18 protein-coding genes are annotated in these 20,579 nt (G+C 49.5%); 6 read left to right on the top strand and 12 right to left on the bottom strand.

The features are described from left to right. The first annotated feature begins 50 nt into the window (after positions 1 to 50). The gene (locus ACW9SV_RS09125; protein WP_479556428.1) at positions 51 to 620 is read left to right on the top strand and encodes a hypothetical protein; all 570 of its coding nucleotides are present in this window, start codon (positions 51 to 53) and stop codon (positions 618 to 620) included. Positions 621 to 757: 137 nt separating this feature from the next. On the opposite strand, the gene ACW9SV_RS09120 is transcribed toward ACW9SV_RS09125, so the two are convergent. From ACW9SV_RS09120 to era, 5 genes are all read right to left on the bottom strand, one after another. Then, complete coding sequence (locus ACW9SV_RS09120; RefSeq protein ID WP_479556427.1) at positions 758 to 952, bottom strand: hypothetical protein; 195 nt, start codon at positions 950 to 952, stop codon at positions 758 to 760. A gap of 44 nt (positions 953 to 996) precedes the next feature. Beyond that, positions 997 to 1,191, bottom strand: a complete 195-nt coding sequence (locus tag ACW9SV_RS09115) for a hypothetical protein (protein ID WP_479556426.1) — start codon at positions 1,189 to 1,191, stop codon at positions 997 to 999. A 266-nt stretch (positions 1,192 to 1,457) separates the two neighbouring features. Next, the gene (locus ACW9SV_RS09110) at positions 1,458 to 1,652 is read right to left on the bottom strand and encodes a hypothetical protein (protein WP_479556425.1); all 195 of its coding nucleotides are present in this window, start codon (positions 1,650 to 1,652) and stop codon (positions 1,458 to 1,460) included. 68 nt (positions 1,653 to 1,720) lie between these two features. After that, positions 1,721 to 3,034, bottom strand: coding sequence for a ribosome biogenesis GTPase Der (der, locus tag ACW9SV_RS09105; protein WP_479556424.1), 1,314 nt, complete (start codon positions 3,032 to 3,034; stop codon positions 1,721 to 1,723). Between the two features lie 178 nt (positions 3,035 to 3,212). Beyond that, positions 3,213 to 4,103, bottom strand: coding sequence for a GTPase Era (era, locus tag ACW9SV_RS09100; protein WP_479556423.1), 891 nt, complete (start codon positions 4,101 to 4,103; stop codon positions 3,213 to 3,215). Positions 4,104 to 4,597: 494 nt separating this feature from the next. Between era and hemH the strand changes: the two genes are divergently transcribed. Then, positions 4,598 to 5,626 (top strand): ferrochelatase, encoded by a 1,029-nt coding sequence (gene hemH, locus ACW9SV_RS09095; protein WP_479556422.1) that lies wholly within the window; start codon positions 4,598 to 4,600, stop codon positions 5,624 to 5,626. 188 nt (positions 5,627 to 5,814) lie between these two features. On the opposite strand, the gene ACW9SV_RS09090 is transcribed toward hemH, so the two are convergent. The 3 genes from ACW9SV_RS09090 to proS form a co-directional block, all read right to left on the bottom strand. Continuing rightward, the gene (locus tag ACW9SV_RS09090) at positions 5,815 to 6,165 is read right to left on the bottom strand and encodes a putative quinol monooxygenase (protein WP_479556421.1); all 351 of its coding nucleotides are present in this window, start codon (positions 6,163 to 6,165) and stop codon (positions 5,815 to 5,817) included. 116 nt (positions 6,166 to 6,281) lie between these two features. Continuing rightward, the gene (locus ACW9SV_RS09085; RefSeq protein ID WP_479556420.1) at positions 6,282 to 6,863 is read right to left on the bottom strand and encodes an LOG family protein; all 582 of its coding nucleotides are present in this window, start codon (positions 6,861 to 6,863) and stop codon (positions 6,282 to 6,284) included. A 179-nt stretch (positions 6,864 to 7,042) separates the two neighbouring features. After that, positions 7,043 to 8,521 (bottom strand): proline--tRNA ligase, encoded by a 1,479-nt coding sequence (gene proS / locus ACW9SV_RS09080; RefSeq protein ID WP_479556419.1) that lies wholly within the window; start codon positions 8,519 to 8,521, stop codon positions 7,043 to 7,045. Between the two features lie 202 nt (positions 8,522 to 8,723). Between proS and ACW9SV_RS09075 the strand changes: the two genes are divergently transcribed. Together ACW9SV_RS09075 and ACW9SV_RS09070 are read left to right on the top strand one after the other, a co-directional pair. After that, positions 8,724 to 9,806 (top strand): hypothetical protein, encoded by a 1,083-nt coding sequence (locus tag ACW9SV_RS09075; protein ID WP_479556418.1) that lies wholly within the window; start codon positions 8,724 to 8,726, stop codon positions 9,804 to 9,806. A 19-nt stretch (positions 9,807 to 9,825) separates the two neighbouring features. Further along, complete coding sequence (locus ACW9SV_RS09070; protein WP_479556417.1) at positions 9,826 to 11,307, top strand: OmpP1/FadL family transporter; 1,482 nt, start codon at positions 9,826 to 9,828, stop codon at positions 11,305 to 11,307. 93 nt (positions 11,308 to 11,400) lie between these two features. Here ACW9SV_RS09070 and lpdA read toward each other — a convergent pair whose 3' ends face one another. From lpdA to ACW9SV_RS09055, 3 genes are all read right to left on the bottom strand, one after another. Then, positions 11,401 to 12,804, bottom strand: coding sequence for a dihydrolipoyl dehydrogenase (gene lpdA, locus ACW9SV_RS09065; RefSeq protein ID WP_479556416.1), 1,404 nt, complete (start codon positions 12,802 to 12,804; stop codon positions 11,401 to 11,403). Between the two features lie 106 nt (positions 12,805 to 12,910). After that, the gene (odhB, locus tag ACW9SV_RS09060; RefSeq protein WP_479556415.1) at positions 12,911 to 14,548 is read right to left on the bottom strand and encodes a 2-oxoglutarate dehydrogenase complex dihydrolipoyllysine-residue succinyltransferase; all 1,638 of its coding nucleotides are present in this window, start codon (positions 14,546 to 14,548) and stop codon (positions 12,911 to 12,913) included. Between the two features lie 87 nt (positions 14,549 to 14,635). Next, a complete protein-coding gene (locus ACW9SV_RS09055) occupies positions 14,636 to 17,401 on the bottom strand; it encodes a 2-oxoglutarate dehydrogenase E1 component (RefSeq protein ID WP_479556414.1) in 2,766 nt (921 codons plus the stop codon). A gap of 436 nt (positions 17,402 to 17,837) precedes the next feature. Between ACW9SV_RS09055 and ACW9SV_RS09050 the strand changes: the two genes are divergently transcribed. Next, positions 17,838 to 18,437 carry a DsbA family oxidoreductase gene (locus tag ACW9SV_RS09050; protein WP_479556413.1) on the top strand — a complete coding sequence of 200 codons (600 nt, stop codon included), beginning with the start codon at positions 17,838 to 17,840 and terminating at the stop codon, positions 18,435 to 18,437. Positions 18,438 to 18,490: 53 nt separating this feature from the next. Here ACW9SV_RS09050 and ACW9SV_RS09045 read toward each other — a convergent pair whose 3' ends face one another. Continuing rightward, positions 18,491 to 20,107, bottom strand: coding sequence for a hypothetical protein (locus ACW9SV_RS09045; protein ID WP_479556412.1), 1,617 nt, complete (start codon positions 20,105 to 20,107; stop codon positions 18,491 to 18,493). 195 nt (positions 20,108 to 20,302) lie between these two features. Here ACW9SV_RS09045 and ACW9SV_RS09040 point away from each other — a divergent pair, with 195 nt between their 5' ends. Continuing rightward, positions 20,303 to 20,575 (top strand): hypothetical protein, encoded by a 273-nt coding sequence (locus tag ACW9SV_RS09040; protein ID WP_479556411.1) that lies wholly within the window; start codon positions 20,303 to 20,305, stop codon positions 20,573 to 20,575. Positions 20,576 to 20,579 lie beyond the last annotated feature (4 nt).

Here is a 20,579-nt window from a genome sequence, read left to right as displayed (position 1 = left end):
CCTTTTCTCCGTTATGCATTTCGGCAGTCATACTATACTGCCCTATTGCCATGCATACCATTGAACCATTCTATAACTGGATAGAAGCCTACTCGGCTTCAGAAGACGAACGCTCTCCGCTGTACGGGGCTGAAAACAGCGAGAACGAATACACGCACACCATCTACGGGTACTACATCCATCCGCAGTGGGATGACATTGATTCTGAGACGCTCTTCATCAAGATCCTGTACGTGGATTACCATGACAACTACGCCATCATTGAATTGATTGGCGAGTGGAACGATACCCTCAACAATGACATCATGACCCTCAAGCGCAACGTGCTGGATCTGATGGTAGGCGAAGGCATTAACCACTACATTCTTATTGGCGAGAACGTGTTCAATTTCCATGGCTCAGACGATGCCTACTACGAGGAGTGGTTTGAGGATGTAGAGGAAGGCTGGATTGCGGCCATCGGGTTTCAGGAATTTGTGGTGCAGGAGATGCAGCAGTTTCACCTGGATTACTATATCAACTTCGGGGGAGACCTGGACAAGATCCCGTGGCGTACGCTGGCGCCCCCGCAACTTTTCCTTCTGGTAGATAAGATGATCCAGAGAAGACTGGGGCCTTGATTAGGCTAGGTTTTAGGTAAAACAGTCTTAAAACGAAGCAGCAGTTTAAGCCTGAAAAACAACCGACCAAGTATAAAAGGAAAGAGCCGACCTCTGGTGAGAGATCGGCTCTTTCTTTTTAGGGACAGGAAGAGAAATTAACTCGGGTCAACCGCGTCTACGCTGTCTTCCCGTTCTTCAGCACCTTCCTCTGGGCCAGGGTTGTCAGCGTCATCTTCTATGTCTTCCCGCTGCTCAGTCTGGTCTTCCACTTGGTTTTCCTTAGCTGAGTCACAAGAAGTGAATGTCATGATACCTACGGCCGTAGCCATCACTAGCAATGTCTTTTTCATAGTTTTATCTTGTAGAACGGTATGGTCTTTCCTGATCTGGGTCCTTATTCTGGATCTACCTGATCAATACTGTCTTTGGCTTCTCTGGCTTGTCTGGCCAACACAGAATCACCAGCCATCTCGGCGTGGGTTTCAACTTTCTCTGCCTGCTTTTCCATGTTATTCTCGGTTTTAGAGTCACACGCCGAAAAGCTTACAAGGCCTCCTAAAAAAGCAAACAGAAACAATGTCTTTTTCATAGTTTTATTTTGTCTGAACGGGTAATCTGCTCTTTGTCTCTCGTTCTTTCGGGCCTTTGCAGGAAACCAACGAAACGAGATTTGAAGCTCTTTGGGGTAGTGTACGGGTGTATGGAGAAATGGATATATTCCTACGGCGAGATATAACTACAATGCAATCAGATTCTTCTAAACAAACAAGGCGCGAACCATTCCTGAACTACATCAGGAGTGGTTCGCGCCAAGAATGATCACGTTGGCTCTGCAGCCTTTGCTTTTAAATTAGGTTAGATATCAGAAGAAAGAGTGTCTTTAGACAAACCTACGGTATCAATAGGAGCAGCAGTAGTTTCTGCAACATCAGTTGCTGTGGTTTCATTTACAGATTCTGATGTAGAAACAGGAGTCTCTTGTACTTCTTTAGATTGGCATGCAGAGAAAGTCAACACAAAGGCTGCTGCTACAAATAAAACAGTTCTCATAAAAGTTAATGGTAATCAGGGTTTAGGTAGTAGGTAAGTCGCGGAGAAAGAAATAAGGGGTTGGCCCCTTACTTCTTTCTGAACACTAAATTAATGGGCACTCCTTCAAAACCAAAATGCTCACGCAACCGGTTTTCTAAGTACCGCGTGTAAGACTCTTTGATGTATTGCGGCAGGTTGCAGAAGAACGCAAACGTAGGCGTATTGGTAGGCAACTGCGTCACGTATTTAATTTTCACGAATTTGCCTTTGATGGATGGCGGCGGATAACGCTCGATCTCCTTCAGCATGGCATCATTCAACTTAGAAGTCGGGATCTTCATGGAGCGGTTCTCATGCACTTGGATAGCTGTTTCAATGGCTTTGTGCACGCGCTGTTTGGTCAATACAGAGATGAACACGATCGGCGGATACGCAATTGGCGCAATCTTCTCCCGGATGGCGTTCTCCATGTCCCGCATGGTGTTGGTTTCTTTCTCCACCAAGTCCCACTTGTTCACCAGAATCACTAAACCCTTACGGTTTTTATCTGCCAAGCCAATGATGTTCATGTCCTGCGCTTCAATACCACGAGTGGCATCCAGCATCACTATTACCACGTCACTTTCCTCCAGCGCGCGCACAGAACGCAGCACAGAGTAAAACTCAATGTCTTCGTGTACTTTGCTTTTCTTCCGGAGCCCGGCAGTATCTACAATGATGAACTCTTTGCCAAATGCGTTGTAGTGCGAGTGGATAGAATCACGGGTGGTTCCAGCAATGTCAGTTACAATATTGCGCTCCTCGCCCAACAGCAGGTTAACGAACGAGGATTTACCCACGTTTGGTCTACCTACCACCGCAATGCGCGGAATACCCGCCTCTGGGTTCTCAATGCCTTCTTCGGGGAAGTGCTTCACTACCTCATCCAACAGGTCACCGGTACCCGAACCGTTCTGGCTGGAGACAGGGAAAATATCGCCCTCAAAACCCAAGGCGTAAAACTCACCGGCCAAGTGCCCGCGGGAGTGCGTATCAGCTTTGTTAGCCACAATGTACACCGGCTTATCGGTGCGGCGCAGCACATCGGCGAACTCTTGGTCCAAACCAGTGAGTCCTGCTTCCACGTCTACCATGAACAGGATCACATCGGCTTCTTTGATGGCCAGTTCTACCTGTTTCCTGATTTCCTCTTCAAAAATATCGTCAGACCCGCGCACGTAGCCGCCGGTGTCAATAACGGTAAAGTATTTGCCTGTCCAGTTGCCGTGCCCGTAATGGCGGTCACGGGTAACGCCGCTCTCGTTGTCCATGATGGCTTTGCGCTGGCCCACCAGGCGGTTGAACAAGGTTGATTTGCCCACGTTGGGGCGTCCTACAATGGCGATTGTATTTTGTGCCATATCAATTGGAATGTGCGTTTTGAGGCTCCTTTTCGGGAATCGCTCCCAAAACGCGGGTTAAACCTGCGGTATCGCCTTCGTGGCGCCGCTAGGGAATTTTATTAGATGTTAGTAGTTAGATTCTAGATGCTAGACTTACATTAATTCTATGGTCTAATATCTAGCTACTAGCGTCTATTTAAATGCTGTTATAGCCGAAACGGTCCAGAAGACGTTTGTCGGCGCGCCAGTTTTCATTCACGCGCACGTACAGGTCCAGAAACACTTTTTTGCCGAAGAACTCTTCCATGTCTATGCGGGCCTGGGTGCCTACTTTTTTCAGGGCTTCACCTTTGTTTCCGATGACAATGCCTTTCTGGCTTTTGCGCTCCACGCTGATCTCGGCGCGCATTCTGATGATCTCCTCGTCTTCCTTGAACTCTTCAATGACCACCTCACAGCTGTAAGGAATCTCTTTCTTGTAGTTCAGGAAAATCTTCTCCCGTATCATCTCGGCCGCAAAGAAACGCTCTGGCTTGTCGGTTAGTTCATCTTTGGGATAATAGGCCGGGTGCTCAGGCAGCAGGTCCAGAATCTTTTGAAACACGCCAGGCGTGCCTTGGCTGTGCAACGCCGAGATGGGCATGTATTCCTGCGCCGGAAGTTGTTCTTTCCAGTATTCTATTTTAGCGACTACCTCTTCCTGCGTGGCTTGGTCAATTTTGTTGATAAGCAGCAGAATAGGGGCCTTGGCTTTGCGCAGACGCTCCACCACTTCGCTTTCATCGTGCTTTTCGTAGATGTCGGTTACAAACAAAATAACATCGGCGTCTTCTAAAGAAGAATGCACAAAACGCATCATAGACTCATGAAGCTCATACTGCGGCTGAATGATGCCGGGCGTATCTGAATACACAATCTGGAAATCCTCGGAGTTGAGAATCCCCATGATGCGGTGCCGGGTGGTTTGCGCTTTTGAGGTGATAATGGACAGTTTCTCGCCTACCATCACGTTCATCAAGGTAGACTTGCCCACGTTAGGCTTGCCTATGATGCTTACAAATCCTGCTTTGTGTGGTTTTTCTGTCATTTTTATCACCTCCTTTTTAAAACAATTTGCAAAGGTAACGCTTTTAAATGAGTTCTGAATCAGAGTTAAACCCATTGTCTTTCTGATTACGAAGCCTTTGCGCTTACGTTTCTGGCTCCTTTTCAGGAAAACAGCTTCATAAAAACAGTATAATTCCAGCGCTGGCGCGAGCATCCGGCTCGTGTCCGCACGTAATCCTGATTGGTCCACTTGTCCTTGAACTTAATTCAATATGCTCCGGACACGAGCCGAAGGCTCGCGACAGCGACAGTACTTGCGTTTTGGCTTTGCAACAACTCAACAGGAACTTGAAACATTTACCCGCCTTTCGCACTTAGTAGGTTTACGTCTGGTTTGGTGAAAACAGGCGTAAAAAGGAAGCAGCCTCCTCTATACCTCATTGTTATTATCTATAGGAAAATGATGGATATCATTTATTTGGCCCGTGCCAACTGCTTCGCAAATCCGTATCTTTGCAGCTCAATTGAAAGCGTATGAAAAGTGGAGCCACTGGCAAAACAGGAGTATTATTAGTGAACCTCGGCACGCCGGACTCTCCCAGCGTACCGCACGTGCGCAAATACCTGCGCGAATTTTTATTAGACAAACGGGTGCTGGACATTGCCGCGCCCAATAGATACGTGCTGGTGAACGGCGTCATAGCGCCGTTCCGAGCTCCTAAATCAGCGAAGGTGTATGCCCAACTCTGGACCGAGCGCGGCTCTCCCCTGCTGTTCCACGGACTGGACTTGCAGCGATTGGTGCAGGAAAAACTAGGCAAGGATTACCATGTGGCGTTTGGCATGCGGTATCAAAGTCCCAGCATTGAGAACGCTCTGAGAGAGTTGCAAGAGAAAGTGGTGGACCGTATTGTGGTGCTGCCGCTGTTCCCTCAGTATGCCTCGGCCAGTACCGGTTCTGTGCAGGAGAAAGTAATGGAGATTGTGAGCAAATGGGAAGTGATTCCAGACATAAGGTTCATTAGTACGTTCTGCAACCACCCGGGCTTTATTGGCACATTCGCCGAGATTGCCCGTGAGCACATGGCCAAGCGCGACTATGACCATTTTGTGTTCAGTTACCACGGTTTGCCAGAGCGCCAAATCCTGAAAGCGAGTACCAAAGGCTATTGCCAATTAGGCGCTTGCTGCAACACGTACCACAGCCGGAACCGCTACTGCTACCGCGCCCAGTGCTTTGAAACCTCTCGTCAATTAGCCAAAGCCCTGAGCATCCCGGAAGACAAGTACACCGTCTCGTTTCAGTCGCGCCTGGGCAAAGACCCGTGGCTGAAACCGTATACCGATTTCATCTTGAAAGACTTGGCAGCTGCCGGTGTGAAAAGCGTCTTGGCGTTCAGCCCCGCGTTTGTAGCCGATTGTTTGGAAACCACCATTGAAGTAGGCAAGGAGTTCAAGGAGGAATTTGAGGCCGCGGGCGGAGAGCACTGGCAATTGGTAGAAAGCTGCAATACGCATCCCACCTGGATAAATGCTGTGACGCAGATGGTACTGGAAGCGTAAGTTTCTGTATCAAATAGCACGATTTATTAAAAGAGAAGGCCAAGCATCTGCTTGGCCTTCTCTTTTAAACTCCTGTTTTCAATACTTCTACCTAAAGTATGCGAAACCCTAGGCTGGAGCATGGCTTTTTCCATTGCTAGAAACTGTGATAAGTTTCACATTTCAACCTAAGTTCTTGAAGGTTGATTTTAATTCAACTTATGAAATATCTTTTTCATGGTGTCCGCATCTAACGCATCCATATCTATCAGCTCAAGCTTTTTCACCATCTTAAGGGTAGAGGTCTTGTACTTCTGAAAATGCGCAGTTTTTAAATGCGATTCGTACGCTTCTTTGTTAACGTATATTTCCACAATTCTAATCTGGTTCGGATTCTCCTTCAGAGACATCGGGAAAATGCAAATGACACCTGGTTCCAAACGTACAGATGCCTCAGCTTCCTCCTGCAGAATCTTGTTATATTCTTTCAGGTACTTAGAATCAATCTCTAATTCTGACAACCGGATAATCATCTCCTGTTTCTGGGCGAATACACTCATGCTTGACAGCAGCAAGAATGATAATACTAGCAAGTACCTCATATTGATTGAATAGCTGGCTCTGGTTTACTGCCCTTAACGTCTCTTTTCTGAAAAAAGCACTTAGAACGGGAAACTTAAATTCGCTTGAAGTCTACCCACTTCTCAGTGATGATGGGTGAATGGTTCATAATTTGGTCTAGTAAGGCATCGCCTTTATCAGCGATGATAATGTTGTTGCGCTGCTCGGCCTTTACAAAACCTTCGGTGACGCTGTGGTCCATCATCTGCAGGAACGGATTGAAGTAGCCATTCACGTTGAACAAGGCAGCAGGCTTTTGGATAATCTTCAACTGGTTCCAGGTCACAATCTCGCAGAACTCATCAAACGTCCCGAAACCACCGGGCATGGCCACGAAGGCGTCTGACTCAGCGGCCATCAGGGCTTTGCGCTCGTGCATGGTTTGCACCACATGCAGTTTGGTGAGGCCGGTATGCGCCACCTCCATATCCACCAGGCTCTGCGGAATCACCCCTACCACTTCGCCTCCTCCGGCCAAGACAGCATCCGCAATCACGCCCATCAACCCTACTTTACCACCGCCATAGACTAAGCGGATTCCTTTTTGGGCAAACAAGGTTCCTAAGGCGTGGGCGGCTTCACGGTAAACTGGATTGTGGCCGCTGCTGGCCCCGCAAAAGATGGCGATGCTTTTCATAAGAGTTGGGTTAAGCGTTAGATGCGTCAAAAGTACGAAAGTGCCTATATCAGCGCTTGTTCTTCACGTTCAGTTTTTTCGCTCTTTTTCTGAAACAACGTTAAAAATAAAAAGGGAGCCACTTTCAACGTGGCTCCCTTTTCAAAAACAATAGAAAGCAGCTAGGCTTTCCTTAACTTTTAATAAGCTCTGGCAAAGTACACGCGTCTGCTGGAAGGTTTTCCAGTCACCATGTCCACGCCTTCTTCCTCTGGAGAGTCTAACGCGATGCAGCGGATAGTGGCTTTGGTTTCTTCTTTGATGCGTTCCTCTGTCTCAGGCGTGCCGTCCCAATGGGCTAATACAAAACCTGGTTTCTCGTCCAGGATACGCTTGAACTCCTCGTAAGAATCAACTTTGGTGGTGTTGGCTTCTCTGAAGTCCAGGGCACGTTGGAAGATGTTGGCTTGAATCTCATCCAGCAATGCAGGAATCAGGTTCACCAGGTCATCAAACTGCTGCGAGCTTTTCTCTTTCGTGTCGCGGCGGGCTACCTCGGCGGTGCCGTTCTCCAGGTCACGTCCACCAATGGCGATGCGTACCGGCACGCCTTTCAGCTCCCACTCGGCGAACTTGAATCCAGGGCGTTCGGTGTCACGATCGTCAAATTTCACAGAGATGCCTTTAGCCTCTAATTGTTTTTTCAGGCCTAAAACCTTCTCAGAGATTTGCGCCAATTGCTCTTCGCCTTTGTAGATAGGCACGATCACCACTTGGATAGGCGCCAGTTTTGGAGGCAGCACCAAGCCTTCGTCATCGGAGTGCGCCATCACCAGGGCACCCATCAAACGGGTACTTACGCCCCAGGAGGTTCCCCATACGTGCTCCAGTCCGCCTTCTTTGGTCGCGAATTTCACGTCAAACGCCTGCGCGAAGTTCTGACCCAGGAAGTGGGACGTTCCAGCTTGTAAGGCTTTCCCGTCTTGCATCAAACCTTCAATGCAGTAGGTATCCAAAGCACCGGCAAAGCGCTCATTCGGGGTTTTCTTTCCGCGTACAACCGGTAAGGCCAGGAAGTTCTCGGCAAAATCAGCATAGACGTGCAGCATTTGCTCGGTTTCAGCAATAGCCTCTTGTGCGGTGGCGTGGGCGGTGTGGCCTTCTTGCCACAAAAACTCAGCAGTCCGCAGGAACAGACGGGTACGCATTTCCCAGCGCACTACGTTTGCCCATTGGTTAATGAGCAACGGCAGGTCGCGGTAGCTTTGAATCCAGCCTTTGTAGGTGCTCCAGATGATGGCCTCTGAGGTAGGGCGTACAATAAGTTCTTCCTCCAGTTTGGCATTGGGGTCTACCCGCAGTTTTCCGGGCTTGTCCGGGTCGGTTTGCAGGCGGTAGTGGGTCACCACGGCACATTCTTTGGCAAAGCCTTCGGCGTTCTGCTCTTCGGCCTCAAACAAACTCTTGGGCACGAATAGGGGGAAATACGCGTTAGAGTGTCCAGTAGCTTTGAACATGTCATCCAATACCCGTTGCATCTTTTCCCAAATGGCGTACCCGTACGGTTTTATCACCATACAGCCGCGCACTGCTGAGTTTTCAGCCAGTCCGGCTCGTTTCACTAACTCATTATACCAGAGAGAATAATCCTCACTTCGTTTAGGCAACCCTTTGCTCATTTTTTGTATCTTTGATAAAGAAGAAATATATAGCGAATCTCTAATAACACGGCATAGAATTTGCTTATTTTCTTGAGCGATTCTACACCTTTTCGGATCAAAAATACGTTAATATATCTGAATAGAAACGTTGGCGAACCGGATACTCGTGTGACTGGGCTCGTGAATTGATCTAGCATCCATAACCAACTACTATACTCCAATGAAATATTATACCAATAAACTGCTTATACTGCCTCTGCTGGGCTTTTTGGCAGCAGGGTGTAGCACTTCATCTAACTTGCAAACCAGCGAGAACGATGACGTGTACTTCTCCTCCGCAGACAAAGTAACTTATGTGGAGCCCGTGGCTCAGGACCAACCCGCCTCTGAATCTGAGGAGCTAGAGGGTGATGACGTTTCAAGGGACATTACAGAGCGCGTGAGCGACCCTGAGTCTTATGCCCAGAAACGCAGAGACAATACCCCTTACCAGTATTCTTACTATGATGCGCCGTTCGGGAATCCGTACTACGCTTACGCTTCTCCGTTCTACTATCCAGGTCGCTACTACTCCAGAGCGGTGATGATGGACCCTTGGATGGATCCTTTCTACGACCCATTCTACGGACCTAGCATGGCAAGCATGGCCTTGTATGATCCTTTCTGGCCTAGACCAGGTTTGTCAATCGGTATTGGCTTAGGTTTTGGCCGGTACTACAACCCTTGGGGCTATGGCTATGGCTACGGATACAATCCTTACAGATATGGTTACGGCGGATTATATGGCGGTGGCTACTATGACAATTACTATGGTGGCAGAGCGGTAGCAAACCGGGTGGCGTATGGCCGCAGAGATGACAGAAGCTACAATGGCGCAACCGGCAATCCTAACATCTCCCGTGGCGGACGTGGCAGCATTGCGGCACCAGGCACTACCAGATCTAGCAACGCCACGGCAGTAGAGCCAGGGTACAGATCCCGTTCTTCTTCCAGATCGGGTGTAGCCAACGCTGATGGCACAGGACAAACCCGCCGCAGACAAGTAGCCGCTCCGGCAGGAAGCCAGGAGATTAGCGCTCCGTCACAGGAAAGAAGAATACGCACTAGCGGCAGCGGTGAAGGAACTCAGCCTGCTGTTAGACGTCAACGGTCAGAGTACACTCCCGCCCAAACCGAAACCCGTACCCGCTCTTATGAACCAAGCCGGTCGTATGAACCAACCCGATCCTCATCTTCCTCTTCTGGTAGCATGGGTGGAGGAAGCAGTTCAGGCGGCGGCGGCGGTCGTAGAGGCAGAAATTAATCCCCCTTCTTAAACTTACATGAAACGATATAGCTTTCTTTTGGCCTGCCTAGCGTTGCTAGGCAGTGCCGGGAAGAGCTTTGCCCAGAATGAGGTAGATGCTCTCCGTTACTCACGCACAGAATTTGGCGGTACCGCCCGCACCATGGGACTTGGCGGCGCTAACGTAGCCCTTGGCGGCGATGCTGGCTCCTTTTCTACCAACCCTGCGGGTTTAGGTTTGTTCAGACGCTCTGAGATTACGGTCTCCGCCGGTGTAAACTCCATTGACGTAAACAGCTCAGTTTACGGCTCTGCCACCACCAACAGCCGCAACAACCTTAACATCCCGGGGCTTTCAGCGGTGTTCTCTACCCGCAAAGCCGATGACGAGGAAGGCGACTGGCGTTCCAGCTCTTTCGGAATTGGGTTCACCAGACTGAACAACTTTAACCAGCGCACATTCTATCAGGCCACTGGTCCAGAGGAAAACATGAAGTTTGGAGAATATGCTGCTCAGCGGGCAAACGCCTTCGGGTTACCAGCTAACTCTCTTCAGGAACTGGCCTATGAAACTTATTTGATTGATGAAGACGCAAATGGCTTCTACTATCCTAACTGGGTTGAGACAAATGCCTTCAGTGAAAACATAGAGTCCAGAGGGTCTCAGAACCAGTGGGACTTTGCGTACGGCGCCAGCTTCCGCGATAAAATTTTCCTAGGGGCTTCCTTGGGCTTGACCACGGTTCGCTTCAAACAAACCCGAAATTACAGCGAGCAAGGACCAGCCACCGATATCACCAACCTAAACTTACGCGACGAACTCACCACCGAGGGATCTGGCTTAAGCTTACGGATTGGGGCTATCTACAAACCTAACGATGCCCTTCGTCTAGGCTTCTCGGTTCAAACGCCCACTTGGTACACCTTGACCGATCAGTTTACCACCAACCTGTCGGTTAACTTCACCCAAGCTCCAGAATCAGGAGCTTCTCTGAACCAGTCGTTTTCAACTGATTTGGGAGAGTATGAGTATAGCCTCACTACTCCTTTCAGAGCCAGTGGTGGCGCAGCGGTGTTCTTAGGCAAAAACGGATTCATTACCGCCGATGTGGAGTATGTTGATTACAGTAGCGCCAGATTAGATGCCGATGAGTCTTTCCAGACCGAAAACCAAGCCATCAGAACGGCTTATGACAAGGCTATCAACTATCGCATAGGCGCGGAAGGCCGCTTCAACATCTTCAGAGTAAGAGCCGGGTACGCCCTTTATGGCGATCCGTTTAAGAGCAGTGATGTGAACCAGGCCAGGACCTATTACACCGGTGGCCTTGGCATCAGACAGAACAATTTCTTTCTTGACGGCGCCTTGGTGTACAGCAAGTACAACAGTGTGTACTCGCCTTACGTGAACGCTGAGTTTGATGTGGCCGGATCTGAGTTTGAAGGTCTTTTAACCCCAACTGTCAGAAACCAACACAAAAACACCTCGTTTGTGGCTACCGTTGGCTGGAACTTCTAACGCTGTTTCAGAGCTAATTTTCTAAAAACAGGCAAAAAGCAAAAGGCCTCTCCTGAGCACAGGAGAGGCCTTCTTGTTTTAGTGAATGTAAGTTTAGATATGGATGGCTCTGTTCTCAGTGGCCGCCAAACAAGCTTCTTTCATGGCTTCGGTATAGGTTGGGTGCGCGTGGCTCATGCGGGCGATGTCCTCCGCAGATGCCCGGAACTCCATGGCTACTACGGCTTCCGCTATCATGTCCGCGGCACGTGGTCCAATCATGTGCACGCCCAGGATCTCATCAGTTTTCGCATCGGCTAACACCTTCACGAAACCATCAGTGTCCATAGACGCTTTAGCCCGTCCCGATGCTTTGAATGGGAAAGAACCAGCTTTGTACGCCACACCATTTGCTTTCAGTTGCTCCTCGGTGAAGCCAACGCCTGCCGCTTCTGGCCAGGTGTACACTACTCCCGGGATCAGGTTGTAGTTGATGTGCGGCTTTTGGCCCGCCATGATCTCAGCTACCAAAACGCCTTCTTCCTCGGCTTTATGCGCCAACATGGCTCCTCTGATCACGTCACCAATGGCGTAGATGCCGGGCACGTTGGTTTGCAGGTGATCGTCTACGGCAATGACACCGCGCTCGCCTAACTGCACACCCGCGTTCTCCAAGCCCAAGCCCTCGGTGTACGGTTTACGACCAACAGATACCAAGCAGTAGTCGCCTTCAAACGTTACCGTTTGGCCTTTTGGAGACTCAGCGGTTACCACCACGCCTTCGCCTTGCACTTCAGCGCCCGTTACTTTGTGCCCGAAGAAGAATTCAAATCCTAGAGTCTTCTTTAGTACACGCTGCAATTCTTTTCCAAGGGAACGATCCATGGTAGGGATGATGGCATCGGTGTATTCCACTACAGACACTTTCGCGCCTAAACGGGCATACACAGAACCTAACTCCAGACCAATCACCCCGCCGCCAATCACGATCAGGTGCTTAGGTACTTCTTTCAAGGTCAACGCCTCGGTAGACGTAATGATGCGGTTTTTGTCAACCGGTAAGAACGGCAAATTCACTGGCTTAGAACCAGTGGCGATGATAACCTTGTCGGTTTCAATCTGCTGCTCAGCTCCGTCCTGACCTGTAATCTTAATGGTATTTTTGTTCACGAAAGAACCAAGGCCGTTGTACACGTCTACCTTGTTCTTTTTCATGAGGTAAGCAATGCCGTCGTTGTTAGACTTGATCACATCGCTTTTGCGGGCAATCATCTGCTCCAGGTTCACCTTAAGGTTATCCAGCTCAATACCGTGCGTCTTGAATGTGTGCGCAGCATTATGGAAGTGCTCAGATGAATCTAACAACGCTTTAGAAGGAATACAGCCCACGTTGAGGCAAGTACCACCTAAAGCTGAATATTTCTCAATAATAGCAGTTTTCAGACCTAACTGCGCACAGCGGATAGCTGCCACGTAGCCCCCAGGACCGGAACCGATTACCGTTACATCGTATTTCATGTTCTTTCTTTTTATGTGAAGAAAGGCTCCGTACCCGCTCTTGTCCAGCAGCACGGAGCCTTTCGTTTTTAACTCATTTTTACGAATTCACGCGTAAAGCGCAAGTTTAGACTCCCAGCAATAAACGCATTGGGTCTTCCAGCAACTCTTTTACGCGCACCAGGAAGCTCACTGACTCACGACCGTCAATGATGCGGTGGTCATACGAAAGCGCCAGGTACATCATCGGTCTGATCTCCACCTGGTTGTTGATAGCTACTGGGCGGTTCACGATGTTGTGCATACCCAAGATAGCTGACTGCGGTGCATTGATGATTGGCGTTGACATCATGGACCCGAACACCCCACCGTTGGTGATTGTGAACGTACCACCAGTCATCTCGTCAATGCCCAATTTATTTTCGCGGGCACGTTTGGCCAAACGCACCACTTCTTTCTCAATACCATCTAGGCTCAAGCCTTCGGCATTGCGGATAACCGGAACCACCAATCCTTTAGGCGCAGACACCGCGATAGACACGTCGCAGAAATCGTTGTACACAATCTCGGCCCCGTCAATCTGGGCGTTTACCGCTGGCCACTCTTGCAGAGCAACAGTACAAGCTTTCACGAAGAACGACATGAAGCCTAAGCCTACTTCGTGCTTCTCTTTGAACTTGTCTTTGTATTTGGCCCGGATGTCCATGATTGGCTTCATGTCTACCTCGTTGAAGGTGGTCAACATGGCCGTCTCATTTTTCACCGCTACTAATCTGCGAGCAACTGTTTTACGCAAGCTGGTCATTTTCTCGCGGCGGCTGTTGCGTGAACCTGGAGCGGCAGGAGCTGGAGCAGCAGATTCTTTCACCGCCGGGGCAGCAGAAGCAGCGGCAGGTTGTGGTGCCGGAGCAACCGGACGAGCCTGCGCGTTTTGGGCATCTTCTTTGGTGATGCGTCCGTCACGGCCAGTACCATTCACGTCAGCAGCGTTGATGCCTCTTTCCGAAAGGATTTTACCGGCGGCAGGTGATGGCGTACCGCTGGCATAGGTGGTAGCACCTGAAGATGCAGCAGAAGCAGCTTGAGCAGGTTGCGCTGATGTTACCGTTTGTGGAGCAGGAGCCGTGAAAACACCAGAACCAGCACCTACTTCAATGCGACAGATGGTAGCACCAATCTCAACGGTATCACCTTCCTGAGCAACGATTCTCAAAACACCAGCCGCTTCAGCAGGAAGTTCAAACGTAGCTTTATCAGACTCCAGTTCGCAAAGAACTTCGTCCATTGACACCTGGTCACCATCAGCTTTCAGCCACTTGGAGATAGTTACTTCAGAGATAGACTCTCCTACGGTTGGGATTTTCACATCCAACGTTTGGCCAGCTCCACCACCTTGCGGTTGGTTAGGAGTGCCTTGGCTTGGGGTATTTTCAGCAGCTACCGTGCTTTGCGGGTCAGTCACAGATTTAGACTCAGTCAGGCTGTGCTCTGTAGAAACAGTGGTAGGCTGAGGCGTAGAAGCACCTTGTCCGGCGCCATCAATAGAGCAGATTACCTCTCCAATGGCAATGGTATCGCCTTCTTGGGCTTTGATTCTTAGAATTCCGGCAGCCTCAGCGGGCAATTCAAAGGTGGCTTTGTCTGATTCCAGTTCGCAAATCACCTCGTCCATGGCCACTTGGTCGCCATCTTGTTTCAGCCACTTGGCAATGGTTACCTCCGTGATGGATTCGCCCACTACCGGCACTTTTACGTCTAATGCCATAATCTCTTTTTAGATTAAGTTATGTTGTTAAAAGTCCGTTTAGGGCCTGCTTTTCTGAAACAGGCCCTAAACGGACATACCTTTTACTTAGATACTGAATGCTTTTTCTACTACCGCGCGCTGCTCTTTCTGGTGGATTTTGTTGTAACCAGTAGCTGGCGATGAGCTTGGCTTACGGGAAACCACGTCATCAATGCCTTTGCGCATCACGCTCAGAATGTAGGTCCAGGCACCCATGTTGTACGGCTCTTCCTGTACCCAGAAAATCTGGGCATTCGGGTACTTGCTCAGTTCACGGTCAAGCTGTACTTGCGGGAACGGATGCAGCTGCTCCAGACGAATGATGGCCACATCTTTGCGGTTGGTTTTCTGCTGTTCCTCTAACAGGTCGTAGTACACTTTACCGGTACACAGCAACACTTTGGTCACGGCTTTAGCCTCGGCGAAGTTATCACCAAGCACTTCTTGGAACGAGCCTTGCATAAAGTCTTCCAACGGTGACATCACGTTCTGGTGACGCAGCATAGACTTAGGCGACATGTGGATACATGGCTTCCGGAACGGCGTTGCCAACTGACGGCGCAGCATGTGGAAGAAGTTAGCCGGGGTAGTACACTGGGTTACGTACATGTTGTACTCAGCGGCTAACTGCAGGAAGCGCTCAGGACGGGCATTGGAATGCTCTGGCCCCTGGCCTTCGTAACCGTGCGGCAACAGCATCACCACGCCGTTCATCCGCTGCCACTTAGACTCTGTGGACGAAATGAACTGGTCAATCATTACCTGCGAGCCGTTGGCGAAGTCACCAAACTGCGCTTCCCAAAGTACCAGGGCATTCGGGTTCGCCATGGCGTAGCCAAATTCAAAGCCTAGCACACCGTACTCAGAGAGCAAAGAGTTGTAGATGTGCAGCTTCTGCTGGTTTTCCTGGATGTGGTTCAGGTTGGTGTAAGCGGCGCTGGTATTGGCATCATGCAACACCGCGTGACGGTGCGAGAAAGTACCCCGCTGCACGTCCTGGCCGCTCATGCGCACAATTTTATTTTCTAACAGAATAGAGCCATAGGCCAGCAACTCAGCCGAAGCCCAGTTCAGAGCCCGGCTATTGAAGAACATGTCCTGACGCTCTTTGGTCAGCTTCTCAATCTGCTTCAGCGGCTTGAAGTTTTCTGGCAGCGTAGTCAATGCTTTACCCACTTTCTCAATCGCCTCAGCGGAGATACAGGTTTCTGGCGACTGGTTGAAGTCTTCTGGTCTTGACCGACGAAGCTCTTGCCACTCTTTCTCCAATACCTGGTAGTTGTACGGCAATGGCTTTTGCTTCACCATGTCCAGACGGTCTTGCAGCATTTGACGGAACTCCTTGTCCATCTCTTCGGCTACTTTCGCGTCCAGTTCACCGCGTCTGATCAACTCTTTATTATAAACTTCCCGAGGGTTGTCATGCTTAGAGATGAGGTTGTACAATTGAGGCTGCGTGAATTTAGGCTCATCTGCCTCGTTGTGGCCATGGCGGCGGTAGCACACCATGTCTATGAAGATGTCATTGTGGAAACGCTGACGGTACTCAGTTGCTAAACGCACGGCAAATACCACCGCTTCAGGGTCGTCACCGTTTACGTGCAGAACCGGAGCGTCAATGATTTTAGCTAAATCGGTGCTGTAGATAGAAGAACGGGCGTCTTCAAAGTCAGTAGTGAAACCAACCTGGTTGTTGATCACGAAGTGGATGGTACCGCCGGTGCTGTAGCCTTCCAGGTTCGCCATCTGGGTTACCTCATAGCCAATGCCTTGTCCGGCCACGGCTGCATCTCCGTGGATTAAGATTGGAAGGATTTTATTGGTGTCACGGCCATACATAGAGTCCAGCTTGGCGCGCACGAAACCTTCCACTACTGGGTTCACCGCTTCTAAGTGCGAAGGGTTAGGCGCCAGTTTCAGGTTCACTTTTCCGCCAGACGGGGTGTTTACCTCGCTGGAGAAGCCCATGTGGTATTTCACGTCACCGTCACCCATGGTCAAATCAGGCACGGCAGTTCCCTCAAACTCAGAGAAGATTTGCTCGTAGGTTTTGCCCATGATGTTGGCTAGTACATTCAAACGACCGCGGTGCGCCATCCCAATTACCACTTCCTCCACGCCTAGCTCAGAGCCTTTGTCAATGATAGCATCTAACGCCGGAATAGTGGTTTCGCCACCTTCCAGCGAGAAACGCTTCTGACCCAAGAACTTGGTGTGCAGGAAGTTTTCAAACACCACTGCCTCATTCAATTTAGACAGGATGCGTTTTTTATAATCTACTGATGGGTTGAAAGCAACTGACTCTTTCTCGGCTTTTTCCTTAAACCAGGTCAAAACCTCTGGATCCCGGATGTACATGAACTCAAACCCGATGGTTCCTTCATATACTTTCTTCAGGGTAGCCAAGATATCGCGCAATGTAGCTGCGCCTAAGCCCAGCTCAGACCCGCTCTGGAATTTAGTGTCTAAATCAGCCTCAGACAGCCCGAAGTCTTTCAGGTCTAACAAGGCCTTACGGTCTTTGCGCGGACGAACCGGGTTAGTGTTAGAGCGCAGGTGACCACGGGAACGGTAGGCGTAAATCAGATTACGCACCTGAATTTCCTTCTCTATCTCACTAGCAGAAGCAGTTGCCCCAGTGGTTGGTGCAGCCGTAGGAGCCGCCGCTGTGGTTGCCTGACCGTTTCCGTTAGGGTAGGTCTGGGAAAAGTCAAATCCTTCAAAAAATTTCTGCCAACCAAAATCCACTGAACCCGGATCTTGTTGATACTGCTTGTACAGCTCATCAATGTACGCACCGTGCGCGTTGGCTATATATGAGTATTTATCCATAAAAATTGATAGTGCTTACCTTAGTTTCGGCAAATTATAAAATCCTCAGCAATACACATAACCTAATAATCGCATAAGCAAATATATATAATTCATTATCAATTTAGCATTGACATGGCATTGTATCTGCGTGTACGAACGGTTCTCATGTTGGGAGTACGAGTAAAAATTTGATTTTGGCGAAATTATAGATAAATAGATAAGAGACAAACCTTTATCTAAAGTCACCTTTTTATTCCCTTCTTTTTCTTCTTTTCTTTCCAATATTCAATTTGGAACGCTGGCTTTAACCCTATTCTTATAAAAAGATTGGTTAATCTTCTAAATGCACGTTCCTACAAAAGGCGATTAATAAACCAACAAACCTCTAAATATTAAGATCATAAAGCATCTTTCGATTTAAAGGCAGAGTAGAAGAAAGTCAAACATCTACTATATGCCTGCTATAACCGTCTATTCAGATTATGTATGCCCTTTTTGCTTTCTGGCCGAAGAAGAGGTAGTGAAAGCCCAAAGAATCTTAGGGAAGGAGATAAAGGTAGAGTGGAAGCCGTTTGAATTAAGGCCTGAACCTACTCCAACCCTGCGCCCGGAAGAGAGCTACCTGCAAACCACTTGGCAAAACTCGGTCTATCCCATGGCCGAAGAAATGGGAGTAAAAATTCAACTTCCCAGTATCTCTCCGCAGCCGTACACGCATTTGGCATTTGAAGGCTTTCAGTTCGCAAAAGAGCAAGGCAAAGGGAACGCTTATACGCACCGCATGTTTACCGCTTTCTTTCAGGAAAGTCAGGACATAGGAGACATTGACGTATTAACTCAATTAGCAGCAGAGATAGGCTTGGACAGAGAGGCTTTCAGAGAGGCCTTGGTTTCGCGCAGGTACAAGGAGGCACATGAAGCAGCGCTTAAACACGCGTTTGAAGAAAAGAAGATTACCGCCGTGCCCACCATGGTGATTGGGGAGCACACCATCAGGGGCATGTTACGGGCCGAAGATTTGGTGCGGGTACTTAAGACCTTGGACGCAGCTTAAAAGAATGTTTTAGGCGTCAATTTCAGAAAAGCACCTTGAAAACAGAACGGCTTTTACTCGCGCAGGCGCACCCGCACAAAAGAAGGCACGTCAGTGATGGTTCTTGAAAGCTGGGCATCGGTGATTGGCCCGGCATGCAACTGCACACCTTGCTCGTCATCCACCACAACGGTCTTCTTACGCCAGCCTTCCACGTTTGACTTATCGGTGACCTGGTCTGCTCCCGCGCCTCCGTAAACGTAGACGTAACTTCCTTTCGTGGCAGTACCGCTTATATCAAAGATGTCATCGCCGTTTAGGCCGTAAAGGTTGATCTGGTCTGTCTCGTTGGCGAAGAAAGTGCGGCTGTACACTTTGGCGTTATTCAGGTTTCCCTCGCCCAACCGGTACACCTCAACCACGGTCCTCCCCTGTGAGAGCCGCTGCACCACAAACCGCTCTGGTTCATCTGTTCCTACCACCGCTACTTCCTTGGCCAAAATCCTATAATACTCCTCGGCGGTGGGCACTAAAAGTTGGCGGCGACTTCTTAGTTTCTGAAAAGTCTCCTCTCCTACCAATTTGTACACCGCCGGCGGAAGGCGCTTTACGGCAACTCGTAACACAGAGTCAGACAAGGCCCCCTGCATTTCCCGGGCTAGCCTCCTGAAATCAACCAGAGACACCTCAGACAACGCCCTGGAGTCCAGAAAGGAAGCATTAATGGTTAAGCCAAAAACATCTTTGAAAGCCGGGTGGAAGGATTCAAACTTGCGAGCCGCGAATCTGCGGGTAGCCAGCCAGGGGATAACTCCATCGTCATACAGGCAGAGCGCCTGGTCTCTGTCTTTGGGGATAGGCTTATACCAGATTTCGTTTTCCTGGGCATACGCCACCCAGTCCCATTGGCCCTCGTGCCGGTCCCAGTCACTAAGCAGCAGATCCAGGAGGCGGGCACGGGCAAACGCCCACTGATCAATACGATGCCTGCTGGATTGGAATCTACGCCTGAGCATTTCCTCGGTGTCTACCAAATCAACCGCATCACCAAACTGTTTGGCCAAAGACGCCTTGGAAGAAAATTTCTCCTCCACCAGAAAAAGCTTATTCCCGAAAAGGTTTGAATATTGTTTAAAATCTTGGTCTGAGGGAAGCACATACACCAGCCGCGGGGATGGATGGAACACCCGGGCCGCCTCGGCCAGCGGAGGCACCACCAAGGCCGCGTACGGGTTGGTAGCCGATACTTGGTCCCGCACAAAAGATCCCACAAACGTTTTGCGCCAGAAAGGGGAAAGCACCTGAATTGGATCTTTGTCTAAGGAGCGCAGGGCAAACCGGCGGCCTAAGGAATCGGTGAGGGTAAGGCTGGTTGTCTGCATGCCTCCACCCAGTTTTTCAATGGTGAGGCCTCCCTCGGCCTCGCTCATATGAAAGATCTTGGCTTTGACAGGCACGGCCCACACCGGACGGTAATGCTTACCCAGAAAGAACTCTCCCACCTTGCTGATCTGGTAATGAGCTCCGGCAGTGGCCATGACACTATCCTGCGGATGCTGCAACGGGCTGGCGTTGCCAAAAAGAACCGGCGAAGAATTTCTTCCATTAGGAGCAGGGTCGGCAAAGAACAAGTCCACTAATCCGTACAGGAAAAGCACTCCCACCAATGCCAGTAAAACTCTTCTCTTCATGTAAGCATTTTTCAATTAGAGTTCAGCTTTACCTTAATTAGACTTGAAAGGTTCAGCCCGAAGTACGAAAGTCTGCTTCCTTCTTTTACGGGAAACCGGCAGAAAACATATACCTTTAAGTCTTTGGGACCAAGGTTAACCTTGCCTTTGCCCCAAGCGTTTAACAATTCTACCTACAACCTTAATTCTACCCTTATGGCAAACAGTGCTACCTACACTGGCATTACCCCAGAACTGTACAACAACCTTAGAAGCAAATTAGGCGCCGCTGGTATTGAACTGGCAGGTAATAATGGACGTGTTTCAAAGCAAGGCGTTACCGCCGATTACGCCTACGAAGAGAACTCTCAGACTTTGCAGATCAACAATGTACAGGTAAGTTTTCCGGCCAGTATGATGTTCAGCCCAGACAAAATCATTCAGAAAATAAACGAGGCCGTGCAAAGCGCAGGCGGCCGTGTGTCATAACTTT

It is taken from the genome of Rufibacter sp. JT20002 (assembly GCF_056491185.1).
The sequence above is the reverse complement of the archived record's forward strand: the minus strand, read 5'-3'. Positions and strand labels throughout refer to the sequence as shown.